Annotated in this window: 22 protein-coding genes; 8 read left to right on the forward strand and 14 right to left on the reverse strand. The window is 50.0% G+C overall.

Annotation, left to right across the window (positions count from 1 at the left end; genetic code table 11):
- Positions 1–41 precede the first annotated feature (41 nt).
- Both amrA and amrB read right to left on the reverse strand, forming a co-directional pair.
- Positions 42–620, reverse strand: a complete 579-nt coding sequence (gene amrA / locus NP165_RS17090) for an AmmeMemoRadiSam system protein A (protein WP_257085738.1) — start codon at positions 618–620, stop codon at positions 42–44.
- Positions 598–1404, reverse strand: a complete 807-nt coding sequence (gene amrB, locus NP165_RS17095) for an AmmeMemoRadiSam system protein B (RefSeq protein WP_257085739.1) — start codon at positions 1402–1404, stop codon at positions 598–600. The genes amrA and amrB overlap by 23 nt, the downstream gene beginning before the upstream one ends.
- 61 nt (positions 1405–1465) lie before the next feature.
- On the opposite strand from amrB, the gene amrS reads away from it, so the two are divergent.
- A complete protein-coding gene (gene amrS, locus NP165_RS17100) occupies positions 1466–2554 on the forward strand; it encodes an AmmeMemoRadiSam system radical SAM enzyme (RefSeq protein WP_257085740.1) in 1089 nt (362 codons plus the stop codon).
- A 93-nt stretch (positions 2555–2647) separates the two neighbouring features.
- On the opposite strand, the gene NP165_RS17105 is transcribed toward amrS, so the two are convergent.
- The 9 genes from NP165_RS17105 to NP165_RS17145 all read right to left on the reverse strand — a co-directional run bounded on the left by NP165_RS17105 (position 2648) and on the right by NP165_RS17145 (position 11347).
- Positions 2648–3787, reverse strand: a complete 1140-nt coding sequence (locus tag NP165_RS17105) for an ABC transporter ATP-binding protein (RefSeq protein ID WP_257085741.1) — start codon at positions 3785–3787, stop codon at positions 2648–2650.
- Between the two features lie 9 nt (positions 3788–3796).
- Positions 3797–4531: an HAD family hydrolase gene (locus tag NP165_RS17110; RefSeq protein WP_257086849.1), complete on the reverse strand. Its 735-nt coding sequence runs from the start codon at positions 4529–4531 to the stop codon at positions 3797–3799.
- Positions 4521–5954, reverse strand: coding sequence for a CehA/McbA family metallohydrolase (locus tag NP165_RS17115; RefSeq protein ID WP_257086850.1), 1434 nt, complete (start codon positions 5952–5954; stop codon positions 4521–4523). The genes NP165_RS17110 and NP165_RS17115 overlap by 11 nt, the downstream gene beginning before the upstream one ends.
- Positions 5955–6047: 93 nt before the next feature.
- Entirely contained in the window at positions 6048–7328 is a 1281-nt protein-coding gene (locus tag NP165_RS17120; RefSeq protein WP_257085742.1) for an extracellular solute-binding protein, read from the reverse strand.
- Between the two features lie 6 nt (positions 7329–7334).
- Positions 7335–8288, reverse strand: a complete 954-nt coding sequence (locus tag NP165_RS17125) for a carbohydrate ABC transporter permease (RefSeq protein ID WP_257085743.1) — start codon at positions 8286–8288, stop codon at positions 7335–7337.
- A gap of 10 nt (positions 8289–8298) precedes the next feature.
- Positions 8299–9183: a carbohydrate ABC transporter permease gene (locus tag NP165_RS17130; protein WP_257085744.1), complete on the reverse strand. Its 885-nt coding sequence runs from the start codon at positions 9181–9183 to the stop codon at positions 8299–8301.
- A 102-nt stretch (positions 9184–9285) separates the two neighbouring features.
- Entirely contained in the window at positions 9286–10170 is an 885-nt protein-coding gene (locus NP165_RS17135) for a LysR substrate-binding domain-containing protein (protein ID WP_257085745.1), read from the reverse strand.
- Positions 10171–10243: 73 nt separating this feature from the next.
- Positions 10244–10585, reverse strand: coding sequence for a DMT family transporter (locus tag NP165_RS17140; RefSeq protein WP_257085746.1), 342 nt, complete (start codon positions 10583–10585; stop codon positions 10244–10246).
- A 201-nt stretch (positions 10586–10786) separates the two neighbouring features.
- Positions 10787–11347: a cysteine hydrolase family protein gene (locus tag NP165_RS17145; protein ID WP_257085747.1), complete on the reverse strand. Its 561-nt coding sequence runs from the start codon at positions 11345–11347 to the stop codon at positions 10787–10789.
- 87 nt (positions 11348–11434) lie between these two features.
- On the opposite strand from NP165_RS17145, the gene NP165_RS17150 reads away from it, so the two are divergent.
- On the forward strand, positions 11435–12388 hold the full coding sequence (locus tag NP165_RS17150) for a GlxA family transcriptional regulator (protein ID WP_257085748.1): 954 nt from the start codon (positions 11435–11437) through the stop codon (positions 12386–12388).
- Positions 12389–12426: 38 nt separating this feature from the next.
- On the forward strand, positions 12427–13224 hold the full coding sequence (locus NP165_RS17155) for a PhzF family phenazine biosynthesis protein (RefSeq protein ID WP_257085749.1): 798 nt from the start codon (positions 12427–12429) through the stop codon (positions 13222–13224).
- Positions 13225–13300: 76 nt separating this feature from the next.
- Here the strand turns inward: NP165_RS17155 and proX are convergent, their stop codons facing one another.
- The 3 genes from proX to proV are packed head-to-tail and all read right to left on the reverse strand — an operon-like array spanning position 13301 to position 16575.
- Entirely contained in the window at positions 13301–14308 is a 1008-nt protein-coding gene (proX, locus tag NP165_RS17160) for a glycine betaine/L-proline ABC transporter substrate-binding protein ProX (protein ID WP_257085750.1), read from the reverse strand.
- The gene (proW, locus tag NP165_RS17165) at positions 14301–15383 is read right to left on the reverse strand and encodes a glycine betaine/L-proline ABC transporter permease ProW (protein ID WP_257085751.1); all 1083 of its coding nucleotides are present in this window, start codon (positions 15381–15383) and stop codon (positions 14301–14303) included. Before proW ends, proX begins: the two co-directional genes overlap by 8 nt.
- Before the next feature lie 4 nt (positions 15384–15387).
- Positions 15388–16575: a glycine betaine/L-proline ABC transporter ATP-binding protein ProV gene (gene proV, locus NP165_RS17170; protein ID WP_257085752.1), complete on the reverse strand. Its 1188-nt coding sequence runs from the start codon at positions 16573–16575 to the stop codon at positions 15388–15390.
- A gap of 382 nt (positions 16576–16957) precedes the next feature.
- On the opposite strand from proV, the gene betI reads away from it, so the two are divergent.
- The 5 genes from betI to choW are packed head-to-tail and all read left to right on the forward strand — an operon-like array spanning position 16958 to position 22620.
- Positions 16958–17554: a transcriptional regulator BetI gene (gene betI, locus NP165_RS17175; RefSeq protein ID WP_053407167.1), complete on the forward strand. Its 597-nt coding sequence runs from the start codon at positions 16958–16960 to the stop codon at positions 17552–17554.
- Between the two features lie 21 nt (positions 17555–17575).
- Entirely contained in the window at positions 17576–19036 is a 1461-nt protein-coding gene (betB, locus tag NP165_RS17180; RefSeq protein ID WP_257085753.1) for a betaine-aldehyde dehydrogenase, read from the forward strand.
- A gap of 25 nt (positions 19037–19061) precedes the next feature.
- Positions 19062–20753, forward strand: coding sequence for a choline dehydrogenase (gene betA, locus NP165_RS17185; protein WP_257085755.1), 1692 nt, complete (start codon positions 19062–19064; stop codon positions 20751–20753).
- 36 nt (positions 20754–20789) lie between these two features.
- A complete protein-coding gene (locus tag NP165_RS17190) occupies positions 20790–21728 on the forward strand; it encodes a choline ABC transporter substrate-binding protein (RefSeq protein ID WP_257085756.1) in 939 nt (312 codons plus the stop codon).
- Between the two features lie 49 nt (positions 21729–21777).
- A complete protein-coding gene (choW, locus tag NP165_RS17195) occupies positions 21778–22620 on the forward strand; it encodes a choline ABC transporter permease subunit (protein ID WP_053407171.1) in 843 nt (280 codons plus the stop codon).
- Positions 22621–22622 lie beyond the last annotated feature (2 nt).

Raw genomic sequence — 22622 nt, forward strand, 5'->3', positions numbered from 1 at the left:
GGAATTTACACTATAAATTTCTGTTCGATACGTGTTGTCGGTTATTCACTGCTGATGATCTCAGTCGTGAAACGGTGAATGACAATATCCTCACTCCAGTATGCGCTTGGCCATCTCCCTTTTCTTTTCAACTCAGTAACAAATCGTTCTGGTGTCGTTAATGTACTCCACACTGAGGGGAGAAAGACCGCGCGGTGAGTCTCATCTTCAAGCAGTAGCCCATCCACACCGGGTTTTAGCGTGTTTAGTAGGGCGGATTCCCCCTCATTATCCATTGCAATCAATGGCGACAACACGGACACTTCCAGGCTTAAGTCAGAGCGTTCCTCTTTAGTCAGTGGCAGAAAGCGTCGGTCGTTAAATCCGCTTTGGTACGCGTTTTCACAAGCATCGCGCCATAGCGGCTCGCGTACCTCTAATGATCCGATACAGCCACGCAGCTTTCCATTGTGCAGCAAAGTCACAAAGCAGGCGGCTGGCGTTAACAACTCATTGATGTTTGGCGCAGGGGGAAGTTGTAATCCTTCTCCATTTAGGGCTTTATCCAGCACCCCCCACACTAGATTAATTAAGGTGTCACGAGCCGTGTCGCTCAATTTAGTACAAGACGAAACTGGCATAACCGACTACCTTGTTGATGTGTTGTGGAGAGCGTTGTTCGTGACGGGCGATGATATCTCCGGAGTTAGTATGACTGACGCATTTGATCTGCCAGTGCTGTTGCTCGGCATATTGCATTAAACCATTGATGCCATAAAATCCGCAGGCTTGTTCGGGGTGAATATCCGTATTGAGTGCCAGAACATGTTCAATGGTATTGGCGTCAATGTCGTTGGCTTCCAGATAAGGGTGATAATGGCTCAGATCGCTACTAACGACAATTAAGGTATCTGGCTGCTGTGCTGCCGAGGCCAACAACCGCCGAACGAGATCGGATTGCGAGTGCCCAACTACGATGGGAAGTAAGGTGAAATCGTCGAGACAATATTGCAAAAAGGGCAGTTGAACTTCCAGAGAGTGTTCCCAATGATGGGCTCTGGTCGACTCGACGGCTAAACCCTGGTTGATGAGCGATTCAGCGAGTTGTTTATCGATTGTTACTTCCCCCATCGGGGTTACAAACACATCGCAACTTGGTACGGCGCATCCATCAAGGGCAACGTAGTGGCTAGGCCCTAAAAGCACAACCTTAGAAAATGGCGGCTTGGCGTTGCTAAGTAAGCGATAAGCCGTTGCCGCCACCTCGCCCGAATAGAAATAGCCCGCATGTGGGACAATCAAGGCCTTGGGTATCACTGAACAACATGGCTCCTCAGAGAAATACTCATCCATCATATGTTTGAGATCGCTTACTGTGCTGGGGTAAAACTGACCGGCGACGGCGGCTTCCCGGTACTTCATCATCTTCCTACACACATTGCATCAACTATACTTTCAGTGTAGGTCATCAGATGGCAAATTCACTATGCAAAGCACCCCTCCCGTATCTTTCCCCACCAAGTATTGGCACAAACTGGACGATGGCCGAGTCTGCTGCGATGTTTGCCCTCGCAAATGTACTCTGCGAGAAGGAAAGCGTGGCGCGTGTTTTGTGCGAAAGCATGAAAATGGCGAAATAGTACTGACGAGTTATGGCCGTTCGTCTGGATTCTGTATTGATCCGATAGAGAAAAAACCGCTGAATCACTTCTTTCCTGGCTCGAGCGTACTGAGTTTTGGGACCGCAGGTTGCAATCTCAGTTGCCAGTTCTGTCAAAACTGGGATATCAGCAAATCACGCGAATTTGATACTCTGTGCGACAGCGCCATGCCTGATGTATTGGCGCAATCGGCGTTGAAATACGGCTGTAAAAGTTTGGCATTCACCTACAACGACCCGGTCGTGTTTATGGAGTACGCGATGGATGCCGCCCAAGCTGCACGGGAGCTGGGGCTAAAAAGCGTCGCGGTGAGTGCTGGCTATATGTGTGATAAGCCAAGAGAAGAGTTCTATCGCCATATGGATGCGGCCAACATTGATCTGAAAGGATTTACTGAGCAGTTTTACCACAAGATCTGCCATGGTCATTTGCAGCCTGTGTTAGACACCTTGCTTTATTTGAAGCGTGAAACGGACGTCTGGTTTGAAATCACCACTTTGTTGATACCGGACGAAAATGACAGCGATGAGGAACTCAATGCCATGTGTCAGTGGATCGCTGAACATTTAGGGCCAGATGTACCATTGCATTTCAGTGCATTTCATCCGGATTTTAAAATGTTGGATAAACCGCGCACGCCGCTTAGCACCTTGCTCCGAGCGCGCGAGATTGCCCTTAGCCATGGCTTGCATTTTGTTTACTGCGGCAATGTCCACCACCCAGAATCCGACGCGACTTATTGCCCTAATTGTGCCGCGCGGGTGATCGAACGGGATTGGTACAAGCTGGGTGACTACGGGCTAGATGACCATGGCCACTGCTCCCATTGTGGTTATTTAATTCCAGGCTGCTTTTCTGGGCCGAAAGAGAACTTTGGTCCTCGACGAATTCCCGTGTCTATTCAGCGTAATTGATTATGTTTGGCGATGTTCGAACTAACTTAAAGTAATTAGGTTTCAATCGCCAGCTACGAATAGCAGCTGGCGGAGGGGCATTGAACAATGGTGTTAACCGCGAGCCTCAGTGATGGCTTGCTCGCTATCAAGGTCAAACAGATGGCAGTGTGTGGTATCAAAGCTCATCATGACGGGTTCGCCGTCTGTCACCATTCTATCGGCGTCAAATGGGACGCGAGCTACCATCTTATCGCCGCCCAGCGCAAAGTAGAGGTAGAGCTCATTACCCATCGATTCCACCACGCGTAAGGTATGGCTTTGCGTGTTTACATCCGTTGCCAGAGCATCATGGTTTGCTAAGCGAATATGCTCTGGGCGAATACCAAACCAGACCCATTTTCCACGATGCTGACGAGCAAGGGACTGTTTGTGTTCGGGCAATTTCCATAGCGTTCCGCTTTGGCTAATCACGTGCATCACGTCATCAATTTCATCAATGCGCGCTTTGACAATGTTCATCGCGGGCGAACCAATAAATCCGGCAACAAATTTGTTGGCAGGGTAGTGATACAGATTCATCGGCGTATCCACCTGCATGATCTCGCCTTGGTTGAGCACACAGATGCGATCGCCCAGCGTCATGGCTTCGACTTGATCGTGGGTCACGTAGATCATGGTGGCGTTTTGCCCTTCGGCTTTTAAATCGTTGTGCAGTTGAGCAATGCTGACACGGGTAGATACACGCAATTTGGCATCCAAGTTAGACAATGGCTCGTCAAACAAGAACACATCTGGTTTGCGTACCATTGCGCGTCCAAGTGCGACACGCTGCCTTTGCCCGCCAGACATCTCGCCCGGTTTGTTCTCCAGAAGGTGTTCAATCTCTAACGTTTTGGCTGCCTCAGAAATGCGCTTTTCAATTTCATGTTTCGGCAGTTTTTGCTGTTTCAGGCCAAACGCCATGTTCTCGTAAACCGACATATGCGGATACAGTGCGTAGTTCTGGAACACCATTGAAATGCCGCGATCTTTAGGCGGGAGGTCATTAACGCGCTTATCACCAATGTACACATCGCCGTTTGAAATCTCTTCTAAGCCGGCAATCATTCGTAGTGTGGTCGATTTCGCGCAGCCCGACGGGCCGACAAACACCATGAATTCCCCTTCACGGATGGTTAGGTCTACGCCATGCACCGCTTTAAAACCATTTGGGTAGGTTTTTTCTACCCCTCTTAACGTGACTTCAGCCATTGTCCGTCCTTAAAACAATTCATTAAATGCGTGAGCGTCAAAGTGTGCCACCGAAGGAATCACCAAATCGGCGATCGGCTCCAGCTCGCTTCTTAGCGCGGTTCCGGTTAAAACCCCGACCTTCTTGGCTCCTGCGTTGTGGCCAAACTCCATATCTGACACGGTATCGCCAAACATGATCACCTCGTGCGGCTCAATGCCACATTGCTGGCAAAATGCGTTAAGCAGTGCTGGTGCAGGTTTGGGTTCAATGTCACCGTCTGAATAGCCGACGTAATCAAAAAATTCGCTCAGTCCCGATTGCGCCAAGGTGTACAGCGTGGAGTCTTTGGTATCTGCGGTTGCAATGCCCAAAATCATGCCTTGCTGTTTGAAAGTCAGCAGTTTCTCGGTGACGCCGGGCAGGGCGGCGATCCAATCTGGGTTGTCTTCCACTTGGTCATTAAACGCGGCCTTGGTGATGCGGGTGAATGTTTCCAAAGACACGTCCGGTTGTAACATTTCAAACCAAGCCAACGCCGTGTCTTCCACAGGGTTTGACGCCAACAAACCGTGGTTATGTACGATGTCGCCTTCAACGCCGATGGCAGAGAGTAGCTCAGTATCGGTGACAGTTTGATGACCCTGATGGGCATCACTGAACGCTTTCACTTGCGCGCACGCACTGCGGGATACGTTCAGCCACATGTTGTGAAATTCCAGTAACGTGCCGTCTTTATCAAACAATAGTGCTTTAAACTTCATCACTATCTAATCGCTCCATAAGTTCGCCCCAAGTGTTTACCAAAGGCGTGTTGAATATTGATTGGTTGCCGTCAAACACGGCATTAATGCAGCCTTCTAATTCGCCGCGTGCTTGCTCATTTTGTTGGCGGCGGATGTCGATACGACACCATGTGTAGCCCTGTGCGACTTGAACATGCGTCGGCGCTTTGGAAAGAGGAATGCGCGCGGTGACTTCGCCATCCACCACCACTTCGGCAAGGTAGTGTCGCGTGGTATCTGCTACGGACAGCGTGTAATCCAGCGCTTGGCCTTTCGAGTCTTGTCCTGGGATCAACTGCCCGTGGTTGATGTTAAATTGCAGCCCGCAGCGGCGTTCAAAGTAAACATGACCATGACGCAGTCCGGCTAAAATGCCTTCGCCGCTTAAGCCGTGACTAAATACAAAGGTGGAAGGGTCACCGTAAATGGATGGTTCATCCGCTTTGGGATTGCGTTCGTGTGGTTCTAGGTGAGAGTCACTGCCACCAATAGCGGTGATCCGATGGCCGCAGTTCCACATCTCGTTAAGTACGATCAGTGCTTGCTCTGCGGCTTTGGGTGAGGTAGACCACGTTGGATCGCAACACACTTCGAAGGTGGAGACTCGGCTCAGCTCAATCTTGTCATAGTGCCAGTGCCACGGTTTCATCATCGGATGGTTGATACCTATCGAGGTATGATTGGCTTTTGCTAGCGCCAGGCCCGCCTCGATAGTAGCTTGGCTTGAATGTTCTACCTCACGGAGATCGAGCGATTTTACGCCGCCATGGACATTGAAGTGGCCTAAATCGGTGGTGATTTCGACACCGGGTAGGAATAAGCACTGTTGGGATACGGGCAATTTAGGCTGCGAGATATTGTGCTCGGTGAAAAAAAAGAAATCGAGTCCTTGGCTTTCTACGATGGATGTCGCCGCTTCTAAGGTGTTGTGTCCATCAGACAGTTGGGTATGCGCATGCAGATCGCCGCGATACCAACGGGAATCACGGTTTAGAACGGCGCTGTAGTCAAATTCAATCTCATGGCGACCAGTCACCGTGTTGACGAGCTCAAGTTCTGATGCGGTGTGAGGTTGGTTGAAGCTCACTTCGACGTGATACTGCATCGCTCGCTCTGTGCGAAATTCGCCTTCAAGGTTATAAAGTTCCAGATACCACTCGCCCGATGTGATGGTTCCGTCAAGCGCGCCTAAGCCAGAATGGTGCGGCTGGATATCGAGTGATTTGTGCGCTTTTTCAAACAGCACTTTGCCACGAAAGTCGCCATTTGCATCGTACGCCGCAGCGTAAAGAAAGCCTTTTGTCACCGTAGTACCAGTAATTGAGACAGAGCTGGCATCCGCTGGGACATCAAAATGGAGACGGACTCTACCGAAAGGCAATTCACCTTGAAATTGGGTCATAGTGTTCATCAAATTCGTCCTTTATCGGACTGGGTCAAAAATAGCCCGCCTGCAATGAGTGCAAAACTCGCTGGTTGGCGGGCTGGTAAAGGGTTACGAGCGGTTGGCTTTATCCAATGCGCGCTGCGCTTTCTTCGCGGCGGTTTTTAGTGCTTTTTCTGCTGGCACGTTTTGGATTTGTATCTGGTCTGCTGCGACTTTGAGCGCATCCATGATTTTGCCGTTGGTTGGGTCTAGGAAGTCTTTAGACGCGAAGCTCGCTTGTTTCAGAGGGATCAACGCTTGTGGGTTCTTGTCCGTAAACGCCTTGTATTCCGGTACATTTTCTACGCTCATACGTACAGGGATGTAGCCCGTGAACATCGACCAAGCGGCGGTATTTTTCGCATTGGTGTAGAATTCCATGAATTCAAATGCGCCTTTGGCGGCTTCTTCATCGGTGCTTTTCGGCATCACGAACACCTGCGCGCCCGCTTGTGGTGCGGATGGGTTTGAACCCCAGCCCGGCTGCGTGGTTGCCGCTAATTTTTTGAAGTCCAAATCACCTTGGTCACCGGATGAGCCCGTGTAGCCCAGCGCGTTGTCTTTCATCACATCATCAATGGTTTTGTACCAGTATTCCCAGCCTTGACCGCCGTAGTGAATGCGCATGATTTGGTCGTCGTGAATCCATTTGCGGAAGCTATCCCACACTTCCACCCACTCAGGTGAGTCAATCAACACTGTTTTGCCATCATCGCTGATCACTTTCGCGCCGTTAGAAAACGCGGCATCAATCATGTTGTGCTGGCCCCACATTGGTTCCCAGCCATAAAAGGTGGTGTTGCCTTTGTCATCACGCTTGGTGACTTTTTCAGCGACTTTCGCAACACCCTGCCAAGTGCTGAGATCTTTTTCGCTAAAGCCGTTGCCTGCCAATACTTGTTTGTTGTAGTAAAACACTTGTGTGGTGCCGTAGGCAGGTAGGCCAATAACTGTGCCATCTTCAGCCGTTACTTGATCTCTAAAGGCACCGACGAAATCAGCAAAGTTAAACGCTTCATCCATGTATGTGGAAAGGTCACGGCTTAAACCACGTCCATGCATCGCTTCCGCACGTCCAGAATCCAGCAGTACCAATTCCGGTGCGGTTTTAGACGCCAAACCCGCTTGCAGTTTTTGGTAAGTTTCTGAGTAGTTACCTTGTAGTGCTGGTTTGATCTCGTATTCATCTTGGCTCGCGTTGAACTCTTCGATCAGCTTCACCATCATTTGCTGTGGCTTAGTTCCGCCTGAATACCAGAAGTTCACCTCTGTTTTAGCCAAAACGCTGCCAGAGAAGATTGAAGCGCTTGCAGCGCTAGCACACACTAGTGCGAGAGTGTTTAGTTTCATTTCCGTTTACTCTTTTACGCCGTTATCGGCGATACCTGAAAGAATCGTCTTTTGACAAATGACGAATAGAATTAACAAAGGCAGCACCGCGATTGTGCTTGCCGCCATAATCTGCGACCAGTTCAACCCGTAGTTACCTTCCGCAATAAAATAGTGACGAATACCAGTCGCAATCAGGTTGAGTTCCTGAGTGGTGATAACCAGACTCGGCCACATGTAGCTGTTGTAGTTTGTGATAAAGGTGATGAGGAAAAGGGTCGCGACCGCCGCTCGGCATTGTGGCAGCAGGATTGACCATAAGATTTTCAGCTCACCCGCGCCGTCGATACGCGCCGCTTCAATAAGCGAAGGGTGAATTTTGATAAACACTTGGCGCAGGTAGAACACACCAAAAATCGACGCCGCGTTCGACACCACCAGCCCTAAGTGAGAATCCAATAAGCCCAGTCTTGCCAACGTGATGTAAGACGGAATATACGTCACCGCACCCGGCAGCATGTAACAGCCCATCACCACAAAATAGAGCACGGTTTTAGAGCGAAACTTAAGCTGAGTGAGCGCGTAGGCAAACATCGCAGAGTTAATGATCACCAGCAAAGTGGTGAACAGTGCGACGCTAAAACTGTTAAAAATGTACAGACCGAATGGCGCGCTCTGAAACGTCTCAATGAAGGTTTCCCAGCGAAAATGCTCAGGGATTAAATTCAGTGGATTGGCAAAAATCTCGTCGTTGCTTTTCAGTGAACCTGACAGCATCCACAAAAACGGAAACACCATGATCGTGCCGCATGTGGCGAGAAACAGGTGCTTTGCCCATGTCGCCATCGCTTGCGTATTCAATCCTATCGGACGATCTTCCGTCGCCGCTTTATCTGCGCGTTTTGTTGCCGTTTTTTGTATTGATTGTGCCTTTATCGCTTGGTGCACAACCTGATTTGAATCCATTACTTGAGTCGTCATAACCGTGTCCTTAGTAGTAAACCCAGCGCTTGCCGATGTACGTGTTTACTAGAGCTAATGCCCCTGTGATGATGAAGATCACCAGTGAGGTCGCCGCCGCTGGCCCCATCTCATAGCGTTCAAACGCTTGTTGATAGAACAGGTACAGCAAGGTGCGCGTTTCACCGCCCGGGCCGCCTTGCGTCAATATTTGGAACTGGTCGAAGGCTTGCACCGCGGTAATGATGTTGACTACGACCAAGAAGAAGGTGGTTGGCGAGACCAGCGGTAAAGTGATTTTGAAAAAGCGGGTTAGGCTGCTGCATCCATCAATCAACGACGCTTCGTAGAGAGATTCGGGGATCTTGTTTAAGGCGCTGATGTAAAACAGCATGGTCCAGCCAATCGCCTGCCAGATGGTGACAATGATCACCGCAACCATGGCCGTATCGCCTTGTTCAAACCACGCGATTTTTTCAAAGCCCGCCGACATTAACAGCTGGTTCACCAGCCCGGATTTGGACTCAAACACCCAAGACCAAACGATAGACACCGCTACCGTTGGGGTAATCCAAGGCGAAAAGATCACCGCGCGATAAAACTGGCTGCCCGCGAAGTTCTTATGCAGCATTAGCGCAAACAGCAGCCCCAAAGTGACCGTCGGAACAACCACGCCGAGCGAAAACCAAAACGTGTTGAGTAGCGCCTGGGTAAATTCAAAGTCTTCGACCATATATTGGTAATTGTCTAAGCCCACAAAGTCATACTCGGGGGAGATGTAATCCCAATCGGTAAAACTGATGTAGATAGAGTAGCCAAATGGCACCAACCAAAAGGCCGCCAAAGGCACCAATAGCGGCGCGGTAAAAAGCAGCACCTTGAATCGATTTGTTAGTTGTTGAGAGAAAGCACTCATGGCGACCTCGTCCGTGTTTGTATGCGGTTAAATTAAGCGAGTAATGTGACAAGTCTGTGGGCGTGTGCCTCATATTTTTTATGGCGACCCATAAGAAAATCTTTAATCTTGTTCGCTGGTTTCAATTTGGTGGTGCAGCCAGTCACAAAAGAAATTCACTTTGGCGCTGCGGCTGTGTTTGGTGATCAAATAGTGGCCGGACTCCGCTGGCATCGAAGCATTCACCGCCAAGACTAGGTCGCCATTTTTGAGTTGCTCCGAGACGGCCAACGAGCGAACCAGCAGCACGCCCACACCTTGTTTGACCGCTTCTAGCGCGTGCAGGGAGTTACTGATTTCGAGCTGAACTTGAGGCAAGGTGACGTCAAATTGGTTATGACTGAGCCACTGCAACCAGTTTTCCTGGTAGCCTTTGACTTGTACCGCGGGAAGTTGAGAAAAGTCTTTCGCATCCAACGCCTCTTGGTATTGCTGCTTAAACTCGGGGCTGCAAACCAGTTGCCAATGCTCCTGAAATAATCGCTCTGAATGGGTGTCTTCGCTGTCGACTTTGCCATTGGTCAGCTCGATATCGACATTCTGACACGGGGTCGTCGAGGGCCAATCGACCAGCTGGATATCCAAGCGAATAAACGGGTATTTTTGGTAAAAGTGCGGTAAGCGAGGCAGCAACCAGTTGTGGCATAAGGTGTGGTTCACCCGCAGGCTAAGTACATCGGCTTCTTTTTCCCCGAACAAGATTTGGGTTTGCAGCTTCAGGTGGGTGAGTGAGCCAGACACAATCGGTTGATAGTGCTGAGCGGCCGATGTGAGCTTCACCCCTTTTTGGCTACGTTCGAAAAGCGTAGTGCCAAGGAACGCTTCTAAACTTTTGAGCTGCTGACTGACAGCCGCTTGCGTTACGCAAAGTTCACGCGCAGCAGCGCCAATAGAGCCTAACCGGGCAACGGCTTCAAATGCCACTAAGGCACGCAGAGGGGGTAACATAGCTTCACCTGATTGAAATAAAAGTGAAAAGTACTTCAATCAGGTTGCAGATTTTCGACGTTTAGATGACAGATTAGTGACTAACGGACGAAGAAAAGACGTTGATGATGACGGTTCCCAGCAAAATAAAACCGATACCGACTAGGGCGTAAACATCGAGTTTCTGTCCGTAGACCAGCCAACCAATGCTGGCGACTAAGACAATGCCGGCGCCACACCATATCGCATACGCCACGCCTAAAGAGAGACTTTGCACCGCAACGGAGAGTAAATAAAACGCCAACCCATAGCCCAGCAGCACACACAGCGTGGCGGGTAATGAAGTAAATTGATTGGTTTTCGGTAGCCAAGAGGTGGCAAAGACTTCCAGCACAATCGCTAAAGACAGGGCCAGAAAAGGTGAAGATGACAACATAGACAACTCAGAGTAACGCTAGGGAACGGGAAAAGTAGCGCAACTTTATTGCAAGTGTGTGCCTTGTGTCGATAGAAAAACTCGCCCTTTTGCTTAGCTTTTCTACGTGCGCGTTTTACGGTGATGTTGCGAGGTTTGCTCTAGGGTTTGGGCTTGCCACGGATTAAGGTGGCAAGCGGAAACCAGCGTGACCAGTCACAATTAAAATTGATTGATGAGATTTTGCGTCGAATCGACCTTGCAGTAGCCAAACTCCAGCGCGGCCATAAAGGCGGCGTGCACCAGATGTGCTGGCACATGAGTCCCATTGAACTCTAGGTCCAGAGTTGCACACGCATCGTGCGCTAAGTGGCATTCATAGCCTAAGTCCGCTGCGGCGCGTACCACGGCGTCGATACACATGTGGCTCATCGCGCCAACCATCACTAGGCGCTCAACGCCTTTCTGTTTTAACACCGCATCTAACTCGGTGTCTTTAAAGCTATTGATCGCCGATTTCACCACCACGGTTTCCCCTTCTTGTGGCGCGATGCTGGCGTGGATCTGCGCGCCCTCTGAATTCGGAGCGAAGAACGGGGCGTCTGGGGTCGTGAACTCGTGTCGCACATGAATCACTGGCAGATTTTGTGCTCGGAACTTGGCTAATAGCAGTGCGGCATTGCTTGCAGCCGCTTCTGTGCCCGAAAGCGCCCATTTAGCGCCGTCAAAGCTTGAAAAGTAGTCATTTTGAATATCAATAATCAGCAGTGCAGTTTTCGTCATGGGTCTGTCCTTACGTTAATGTGTTGCGTTGCATAACCATTATGACTAGTCTGGGCATTCTATCGAATGTCAAAAATGACAGAGTCTATGGCAAAAGTGACAAACACGATTACGGTTGAAATCATCAATTACCCCGGAGCATTGCAAAGCGCCGTGCATGGCATGCAAGAGTTTTTGCTGTTAGCCAACAAGCAAACCACGCCAGAGTCATCTCGGTTTGTTCCAATTGTGTCTGAGGTGTCTGAGGTGTCTGGGGTGGCGCAGCTCAACACCATAGACACAGACATTGTGGTCTTGCCGCCTAATCTGGAAGGAGAATACTTTTTAGACCCCGATGAGGCGCTGCTCGATTACTTGGTGGCCGCGCACAGCAAAGGCACGGTAATTTGTTCGGTGTGCGCAGGGGCGTTTATTCTCGCGCGTTCGGGTCTGCTGCGTGGCAGAACCATAACCACACACTGGCAGTTAGAGCAGCAACTGGCGCAACATCACCCCGAGGTGAAGATTGATATCCACAAAATCGTGATTGATGACGTTGATATTGTGACGGCTGGTGGACTGATGTCTTGGATGGATTTGTGCTTTGCGCTGATCACTCGGTATGCGAACGCCAAAGAGACCAGACAGTTAGGAAAGTATTTGGTGGTCGATACGGGCGAGCGAGATCAGCGCTACTACCAAAGTTTTACTCCTAACTATTCCCACGGCGATGACAAAGTGGCCCTGGTGCAGCGCCATATTCAGACTCACTTTCACACCCCACAGGACATCGACTCACTAGCTACCCTTGTATGCATGACGCGCCGCACCTTTATTCGCCACTTTGTGAAAGCGACGGGACTAACGCCCATCCACTATATTCAGCGAGTTCGTATTCAAAAGGCATGTGAACTGCTGGAGGGCAGCACTAAATCGGTCGAGCAGGTAAGTTTTTTGGTCGGCTACGAAGACGTTAACAGCTTTCGTAAGGTGTTTGTCAAAGTCATCGGCCTGACCCCGAGTGCATTCCGAAGCCGTTGGAATAGCGTCGTACCAGACTAATCGATATAATAAATTTCGTCAGAAACACTAGGTAAATTATGGAATTACAGATCTATCAGGTCGATGCGTTTGCATCAGAACAGTTTAAAGGGAACCCTGCCGGGGTATGTATTACCGAAACGGCATTGGAAGAAGGCTTAATGCTGGCGATCGCCGCAGAAATGGCCGTATCGGAAACCGCGTTTTTGTCGCTCGATAGCATGCAGTTAAAGTGGTTCACGCCCCAAGTGGAAGTGAAGCTGTGCGGTCACGGCACGTTGGCTACAGCGCATGTGCTTAAATCGATGGGGATGTACCAACAAGGCGATAGCATTGCCTTTAATACCCTGTCCGGCGTGTTAACCGCAGAGTTAAACCGTGACAGTATCGATTTGGCTTTCCCTGCGCCAGAGCTGGATTTCACCGTGGAGGCGGATGCCGATATCCTTCGCCTGCTAGGGTTAAGCACGAGCGATGTGGTTGACTACGGAATGTTTGATAGCAAGCAGTTTATTGTGATCGATAATGAGCAAAAGCTGCTGGAATTGCAGCCAGACTTTAACGGCTTAAAAGCGCTAGCCGGACGTGGTGTGTTGGTGACCGCCCAATCGAATGCGGATCAGGATTTTACCTCTCGTTACTTTGCGCCTTGGGTTGGCGTTGATGAAGATCCGGTTACGGGTTCAGCGCATTGCGCGCTTGGCGTCTATTGGGCTAACAAGTTCAGTAAACACAAAATGCTGGGCTACCAAGCCTCTGCGCGTGGCGGGTATGTCGGTGTGGAAGTGCTTTCGCCATCCTTGGTGAAGCTGTCGGGCAGCGCAGTGACCGCGCTTTCTGGCGTTATGACCGTCTAAGTAAACATGATCGTCTAAGTAAAAAAGAGCCGCGTGATGCGGCTCTTTGAGTATTTATGGTTTGAAAATGCAGCAGTTACAGCGCGGCTTTTTTCGCTTCGGCAATCCAAGCGTCAAACTGTTTGCGGTTTGCTTTTACCCAGCCGTCAACGTGCGACTCAATGTCTGCCATGCTGTTTTTGCCTTTGCTCATCATCATGTTTTGCGCACTGACATCGTTGATGTTGAGCTTGATGATTTCAAACAATTTTGCCGCTGCAGGGTTCTTCTCGGTGAACGCTTTGTTTGCCACAATGCGCATCGAGTTCATTTCAAAACCGTAGTTTTTGCCGTTTGCTAGCGTGGTGTCGACACCTTTACGCTCGCCAGGCAGTGCTGAGAACGGCACTTCTAGCCAGACAACATCTTTACCCGGAACAAGCACACCACTTACCCAGTAAGGTGTCCAAGTGAAGTACAGGATTGGGTCGCCTTTTTTGTAGCGCGAGATGGTATCGGCGATGATCGCCGCGTAATTACCTTGGTTGTGGTCAACCGTATCACGCAGGTTGTAAGCGGTCAGGTGTTCTTCTACGACCAGCTCACACCCCCAGCCTGGGTTACAACCGGTTAAGTCCGCTTTGCCGTCACCGTCCGCGTCAAACAGCTTCGCCACTTTTGGGTCTTTCAGTTGAGCGATATTGGTGATGCCATATTTCTCAGCGGTTTTCTTATCGATCAAGTAACCTTGCGCAGCGCCACTGACATACTGACCCTCACGGAAAAACTTGTCGTCGCCGCCAGATTGAGTGTACTTGTCGGCGTGAAGTGGGAACCAACCGACCGCTAGGAAGGTGGCGTCACCTTTGGCAATGGAGGTGTAACCAACGTTGTAGTCCACTTCTTTGGTTGGCTGCACGTCATAGCCTAGCTCTTCAAGTGCGCGGTTGACGATCAGTGTTTGGAAGGTCTCTTCTGCTACTGTTGACTGAACAGGTTGAACCGTCACCCCTTCGCCCGGCAGCTTTTCAGCCCAAACGTTAGTGGATAGCGCAAGCGTTGAAACTGCGCCTACAGTGAATGCCTTCTTCCATGCATTATTCATTGGTATTTCTCCTTAATGTAAGTTCCTGATTCTTACTTTTGCTGCGAAGTAACAGGCCGATAGGACCGGTGTGGTACCAACGGAGTTTGGTGTTACCTGCGTTTGTCCCTAATTCTTGTGTGATGCGGTCAAGCAAAATCGCGAGGATAACGATGCCGACGCCACCGACTGCCGCGAGGCCCATATCCAAACGACCGATGCCACGCAACACCATTTGGCCTAAACCACCCACCGCAATCATCGACGCGATCACCACCATCGACAGTGACAGCATGAGCGTTTGGTTAACACCCGCCATAATGGTGGGCAGTGCGAGCGGCAGTTGAATGCGATACAGCATCTGTTTTTTGTTGGCACCGAATGAGTGACCAGCTTCGATCAGCTCTTCCGGAACTTGCTGAATCCCTAAAATGGTCAGACGGACGACGGGCGGCAGCGCAAAGATGATGGTCACCACGACGCCTGGCACGTTACCGATTCCAAACAGCATTACGATAGGGACGAGATAAACGAAGGCGGGTGTGGTTTGCATCGCGTCCAGTAGCGGCCTGACAAATCTCGCCGCGGTATCGCTTCTGGCGAGCCATATCCCCATTGGCAACCCAATCAGCAAGCAGAAAAACACCGAGGTCATGACCAAAGACAGAGTGGTCATGGCTTCAGACCACGCGCCAATCAGGCCAATAAACACCAGTGAGACCACGGTAGCGAATCCGAGTCTTAAGCTCGAAAACTGCCACGCGAGCAAAAACAGAATCACCAGCATGAAAGGCGCAGGTGTCGAGACCAAAGCGGTTTCAAATGAGCTAAGAATAAAGTCGATGGGAATGCGGATCGCCTGAAATAGCGGACGCCCGTGTTCGACCAGCCAGTTTAATCCGGTTTCAACCCAAGAGTCGAAAGGCAGCACCGCGTTATCAAATGGGTGCAAAACATCGAATGGCTTTTCTGTCACCACTTCGGAGCTTAACCAGTCTGACGCGGCTGAGTCGCTGGAGGAGGCTTGACCCCATGGATCGCTCTGCTCAGTTGTCGACTGTGACCAAGGATCGTTGTTGGTTTGTTCTGATGACATGGTACTAATCCTTATCTAGCGTTTGTAGCAAGCGTGATTTAGTGACAACACCGAAATAGTTGCCGTTGTCATCTACAACGGGCACCGAGTAAGGCACGCTCGCCACCACGCTTAAGATGTCGTTAATCGGCTGATCTGGTTTGAGCGTGAGGCCATCTTCCAATTGAGCGCTGGAAAGCGAGCGGCTTTCTTTGTTTGCCACGCGTAGCGAGTCGAGAGAAACGATGCCCGAGTAGCGGCTGGTTTTATCAACGACAATGCCGTAGTCACGGTCGCTATCGATCAGAATCTGCAGTGCCGACGCCGGACCATCGTGCTCCGATTTTTTGAACACGGCCGCTGGCTTTTTCCGCGCAATGTCTTTGGCGGTCAGTACGCTGGCCACGTTCACGCCACGGAAAAAGGCGCGCACATAGTCGTTGGCTGGCTGGTTGAGAATTTCGTCTGGCGTGCCGACTTGGACAACTGAACCATTTTGCATGATCGCGATACGATCGCCGATGCGCATGGCTTCGTCCAAGTCGTGAGAGATAAATACGATGGTACGTTTGTCATCGTTTTGCAGGCGAATCAACTCGTCTTGCATTTCGGTTCGAATCAAAGGGTCAAGTGCGGAAAACGCCTCATCCATCAGCAAGATATCCGGGTCACACGCCAGCGCTCTGGCTAAGCCTACACGCTGCTTCATGCCGCCGGATAATTCATCCGGGAATGATTCCGCGTAGGCATCCAAACCGACGCGCTCAAGTGCGGCTAATGCGCTGGTTTTGCGTGTGCCTGGGTCGATTCCCGCTAGCTCTAGGCCGAACGCTGCATTTTCAATCACCGTCATGTGCGGCATTAACGCAAAGTTTTGGAAAACCATAGAGATGTTGTTGCGGCGTACTTGGCGAAGCTCATCTTCCGAGATGTGTGCGATGTCTTTGCCTTTGAGAAAAACGTAGCCTTTGGAGGGTTCGATGAGTCGATTAAGGAGACGAACGAGAGTGGATTTACCGGAGCCAGACAGCCCCATAATAACGAAAATCTCGCCTTCTTGGATGGTAAGAGAGACATCGTTGACGCCTATGGTTGCTCCGGTTTTCTCAAACACGGCGTCTTTATCGGCGCCTTGATTGATCATCGAAAAGGCGCGTTCAGTCTCATCGCCAAACACTTTGTACAGTCCCTTAACTTCCAGTATGGGATCCATGTTGTTAGTCCTTTTTGGATATGCTTTGTTGGTTAACGTTTAGTACTCTAAATAAATAATTGATATTTTTCAATGAATGATGTTCTGTAAGATGTGTTTCATTCATTTTCTGTGTTTTTCTTTCTTCAAAATCCTCATTGTTTATATTAAATAAGTTACTGTTTTTAATGATAAAGATAAGTGGTGTTTTTTGTACTATCCCTCTGTTAACTTTTATTTTCGCGATTGTAAGCCGATCTTTTACGCACTCCAATGTCACACTTTTTCGTTAGAGTTCTTTTGTAAAATTTGTTGTAAATGGAAAAATAATTTGAGTACGAACTAATTTTCAGGCATTTTATATTTAACTAAACGTTCAATTAAAAATAAAAAAGGACGAAAAATGCCTAAAGTTGGGATGCCAAAAATACGCAAACCGCAGCTTGTGCAAGCCACAATGACGGTCATTGATCGTGTGGGTTTACACGCGGCGAGCATTTCTTTGATCAGTAAAGAGGCTGGGGTATCTACGGGGATCATTAACCATTACTTTGGCGGTAAGCATGGTCTGTTGGAAGAAACGATGCGTGAGATCTTGCGTCAGTTGTCTGAAACCATCACTGGCCGTTTACGCGAACTCCCAGCAGATGCACATAAGCAACGAATTAACGCCATTATTGACGGCAACTTTGTCGGTTTTCAGGCAGAGAACAAGGTGGCAAAAACTTGGCTCGCCTTCTGGTCGTACTCGATGCACGACCAACAACTTAAGCGATTGCAACGCGTCAACGAACGTCGTTTGCTTTCTCACTTGCTTATTGAACTCAAAGCACTTTTTGCCAAAGAGCAGGCCGAAGTGGTCGCTCATGGTATCGCGTCTTTGATTGACGGTATCTGGCTTCGCGGGACGCTCAACCCCGACGGGATCGATGCCGAAAAAGCGCGCACCATCATTAACGATTATCTGGATAAACAACTTACGTTTTATTCGCAAAAATAAACATAAAGTCAGCATCTTCATATGAAACTAAAATCATTATTTATCAACGGTAAAGCTTGCTCGGCCAGCTCTGAAGAAAGTTTTACCACTTACAATCCGGCCAACGGTGAACCGCTTGCTGAAATCGGCCAAGCGAGCGAGAGCGACGTCCAAGCAGCGATCGATTCAGCCAAGCAAGGTTTTGCCATTTGGTCAGCCATGACGCCAATCGAGCGCAGTCGCATTTTGCTCAAAGCTGTCGCTATTTTGCGCGAACGCAATGACGAGCTCGCCAAGCTGGAAGTCGCCGATACGGGTAAACCACTGCAAGAGGCGCTCGAAGTCGACATCGTAACTGGCGCAGACGTAATCGAGTATTACGCAGGGGTGGTCCCGGCGATGCAGGGCGAGCAACAGCCACTTGGCCAATCGCAGTTTTTCTACACCCGACGTGAACCATTAGGCATTTGTGCCGGCATCGGTGCATGGAACTACCCAATTCAAATCGCGATGTGGAAATCGGCACCGGCACTCGCTGCGGGGAATGCGATGATCTTCAAGCCATCAGAAGAAACGCCGCTAACCGCGTTGAAACTAGCAGAAATTTTTAGCGAAGCGGGGCTTCCTGATGGTGTATTTAACGTAGTTCAAGGTGACCACCGAGTCGGGCAAATGCTCACGGCGCATCCGGATATTGCCAAAGTGTCGTTCACTGGTGAATCGGGTACCGGCAAGTTGGTTATGGCGGACAGCGCTAAAACGCTCAAAGATGTGACGATGGAGCTGGGCGGAAAGTCTCCGATGATCGTGTTTGATGATGCCAAGCTCGACGATGCGGTCTCTGCGGCGATGGTCGCAAACTTCTATACCCAAGGCGAAGTGTGTACCAACGGCACACGTGTATTTGTCCACGAGTCGATTTACGATCAGTTTGTTGCTCAGCTTAAACAGCGCACCGAGAAACTGGTGGTCGGCGACCCAATGGACCTGCAAACACAAGTTGGTGCACTGATTTCCACTGATCACATGCACAAGGTATTGGACGCTATCGAACAAGGTAAAGCCAGTGGCGCGACGTTGCTGACTGGCGGCTACCGAGTGACGGAAAATGGCCTAGACAAAGGCAACTTTGTTGCGCCAACCGTGTTTGTTGACTGTGATGATTCAATGCCGCACGTGCAGCAAGAAATCTTTGGTCCGGTGATGTCGGTGCTGAAGTTCTCTGACGAGCAAGAGGTTGTCCAACGTGCTAATGCGACCGATTACGGCCTCGCCGCGGGCATTTTTACACAAAACTTGTCACGTGCACACCGCGTTATTCATCAGCTCGAAGCCGGCATTTGCTGGGTAAATACTTGGGGTGACTCGCCGGCAGAGATGCCAGTCGGCGGCTACAAGCACTCTGGTGTTGGGCGTGAAAACGGCCCAGAAACCCTGCGTCATTACACACAAACCAAGAGTGTACTGGTAGAGCTTGGCGATTTCGCCAGTCCTTACGCTTAAACGCTAACCTCAACGGAGACAACAAATGCAACAACGCTACGATTACATTATCGTCGGCGCGGGTTCGGCCGGCTGTGTGTTGGCGGACAGGCTGACAGAAAGCGGAGAAAATCAGGTACTGCTACTCGAAGCCGGTGGTACTGATAAAAGTATTTTCATCCAGATGCCGACCGCGCTTTCATACCCGATGAATACCGAAAAATACGCTTGGCAATTTGAAACCGAGCAAGAAAAAGGCCTCGACGGACGTCAGCTACATTGCCCACGCGGTAAAGTGCTCGGTGGCAGTTCGTCGATCAATGGCATGGTGTATGTTCGCGGTCATGCGTGTGACTTTGATGAATGGGAAGAGCACGGAGCGAAAGGCTGGAACTACCAAGCGTGTCTACCGTATTTTCGCCGAGCGGAGTCATGGCAAGGCGGGGAGGACGAATACCGTGGTGGCGAAGGCCCGCTAGGTACTTGCAACGGTAACGATATGGCGCTCAACCCACTTTACCAAGCGTTTATCGACGCAGGTCAGCAAGCCGGTTACCCGCAAACGGACGACTACAACGGTTATCAGCAAGAAGGCTTTGGCCCGATGCACATGACCGTCGACAAAGGTGTACGCGCTTCGACCTCTAACGCGTACTTAAGGCGTGCACTCAAGCGTTCGAACTTGACGCTCGTTAAAGGTGTGGTCGCGCGCAAAGTGCTGCTTGACGGTAAGAAGGCCGTTGGCATTGAGTTTGAAAAGCGCGGCAACGTACAGCAGTGCTACGCGGCAAAAGAAGTGATCTCATCAGCGGGTTCTATTGGCTCGGTGCAACTGCTGCAACTGTCAGGTATCGGACCCAAAGCAGTACTGGAAAAGGCCGGAGTTGAAGTCGAACACGATCTGCCGGGTGTGGGTGAAAACCTGCAAGACCACCTTGAAGTCTACTTCCAGTATCACTGTAAACAGCCGATCACGCTGAACAGTAAGTTAGGTCTAGTGAGCAAAGGGTTGATTGGCACTCAATGGATCCTGACTCGCAAAGGTCTCGGCGCAACCAACCATTTTGAATCGTGTGCGTTTATCCGCTCTCGCAAAGGTCTTAAGTGGCCGAATATTCAATATCATTTCTTACCAGCCGCGATGCGTTATGACGGACAAGCCGCGTTTGACGGACATGGATTTCAAGTCCACGTTGGGCCGAACAAGCCGGAAAGTCGCGGCACGGTTGCGATTACTTCGGCAAATCCACACGACAAGCCACGTATCGAATTCAACTACATCTCTACCGAACAAGACCGCCAAGACTGGCGTGACTGTATTCGTCTGACGCGCGAAATCTTAATGCAGCCAGCAATGGATGAGTATCGCGGTGAAGAGATCCAACCGGGTATGGATATTCAGAGTGATGAAGCTATCGATGAGTGGGTCAAAGAGAACGTCGAAAGTGCTTATCACCCTTCTTGCAGCTGCAAAATAGGCGCTGAAGATGACCCGATGGCGGTTCTGGATGAAATGTGCCGAGTACGCGGTATCCAAGGCCTACGAGTGGTGGACTCATCGATCTTCCCAACGATTCCAAACGGCAACCTCAATGCGCCAACCATTATGGTCGCCGAGCGAGCGACGGACATGATTCTCAATAAAGCGCCGCTGCCAACACAAGATCTACCAGTGTGGATAGCCCCGCAGTGGCAGGAAAAACAACGAATTAATTCACCAAAAAGAAAATTGGGCTAAGCCCCCAAAGTCAGTAATTAATATAAGGAAATTCATATGTCTATGAAGACAAAAATGCTCTCAACTCTCGCGCTAAGTACCTTAGCGATGAACGCTTATGCTAACCAATGTGAGACCGTGCGTTTCGCTGATGTCGGTTGGACCGACATCACCGCGACCACAGCGGTAACAAGCGAGCTACTGAAAGGTATGGGTTACACAACCAAAACCGACCTGCTTTCTGTGCCAGTGACGTACTCGTCGATGGCGAACGGTGATATCGATATCTTCCTTGGCAACTGGATGCCAACAATGGAGGGAGATATCGCTAAATACCGTGAAGCGGGAACGGTTGAAACCGTGCGCGCTAACCTCGAAGGGGCTAAGTACACACTAGCTGTACCGAAGTACGTTTACGAAGCTGGGGTGAAGAGCTTCTCTGACTTGGCGAAACACGCGGACAAGTTCCGCGACCGTATTTACGGCATCGAGCCAGGTAATGATGGTAACCGCTTGATCCAATCGATGATCGACGAAAACGCCTTTGATCTTAAAAATTTTAGCCTTGTTGAATCGAGTGAAGCGGGCATGGTTTCTCAAGTATCACGTGCCGCGCGTCGAAATCAGTGGATTGTCTACCTAGGTTGGGCGCCGCATCCGATGAACAGCAACATCGAAATGGAGTACCTCGACGGTGGTGACGACTATTTCGGTCCTAACTATGGCGGCGCGAACGTGTACACCAACGTACGTGCTGACTACCTCAACCAATGTCAGAACGTAGGTCAGTTGCTGAAGAATCTCGAGTTCAGCCTAGAGATGGAAAACGAGTTGATGGAAGCGATCCTCAACCAGAAAGTGAAGCCAGTGAAAGCCGCTCAGCAATGGCTGAAAGAGAATCCAGAGCAAATCGAACCTTGGCTGAAAGGCGTCACAACGCTTGCGGGTGAAGATGCGGCTCAAGCAGTAACGAACTATATCAACTCAAAAGCGTAATTTAACTGGGCGAGCGATTTTGGCTCGCCCAACAAAATAAAGGTGTATTGTGAATTTTATTACAGACAACAAAATCCCCTTAGGTCAATGGATGGAAACGGGCGTAGATTGGTTGACGACCAATGCGTCTGGCCTGTTTGACGCGATTTCCATTTTTCTCGAAACCATCATTCTTTTTGTTGTAGATATTTTTAAGTGGATGCCGCCAGCTGCGCCTATCGTACTGACGGCTGCGATCGCATGGTATTTGCACCGTAGCGTGCCACTGGTGCTGTTTATTGTCGCGGCGCTACTGACCATTTTGAACCTTGGATACTGGCAAGAAATGCTGGAAACCTTTGTCTTAGTCTTTGCGGCGACAACGATTTCCGTATTAATTGGTGTTCCTCTTGGCATTATGGCGGCGCATCGTCCTTGGTTATATACGCTGCTCAGACCAATTCTCGATTTGATGCAGACGGTGCCGACTTTTGTTTACCTGATCCCGACACTGGTTCTGTTTGGTTTGGGTATCGTTCCGGGGCTTATCTCGACCATCATTTTCGCCATCGCGGCGCCAATCCGTTTAACCTATCTCGGGATCACCAAAGTGCCTGAAGAGCTGATTGAAGCGGGTAAAGCGTTCGGTGCCAACCGTATGAAGCTGCTATTCAAAGTTGAGCTTCCTGCTGCGATGCCAAGCATTATGGCGGGGGTGACTCAGTGCATTATGTTGTCACTGTCGATGGTGGTCATTGCTGCGCTTGTTGGCGCGGATGGTTTAGGTAAACCCGTCGTTCGAGCGCTCAACACGGTGAACATTTCGCAAGGCTTTGAAGCCGGACTGGCGATTGTACTTGTCGCGATCATTCTCGACCGCCTATGTAAAACACCTAACCAGAAGGAAGCATAATC

The organism is Vibrio japonicus, assembly GCF_024582835.1.
Lineage (GTDB): Bacteria > Pseudomonadota > Gammaproteobacteria > Enterobacterales > Vibrionaceae > Vibrio > Vibrio japonicus.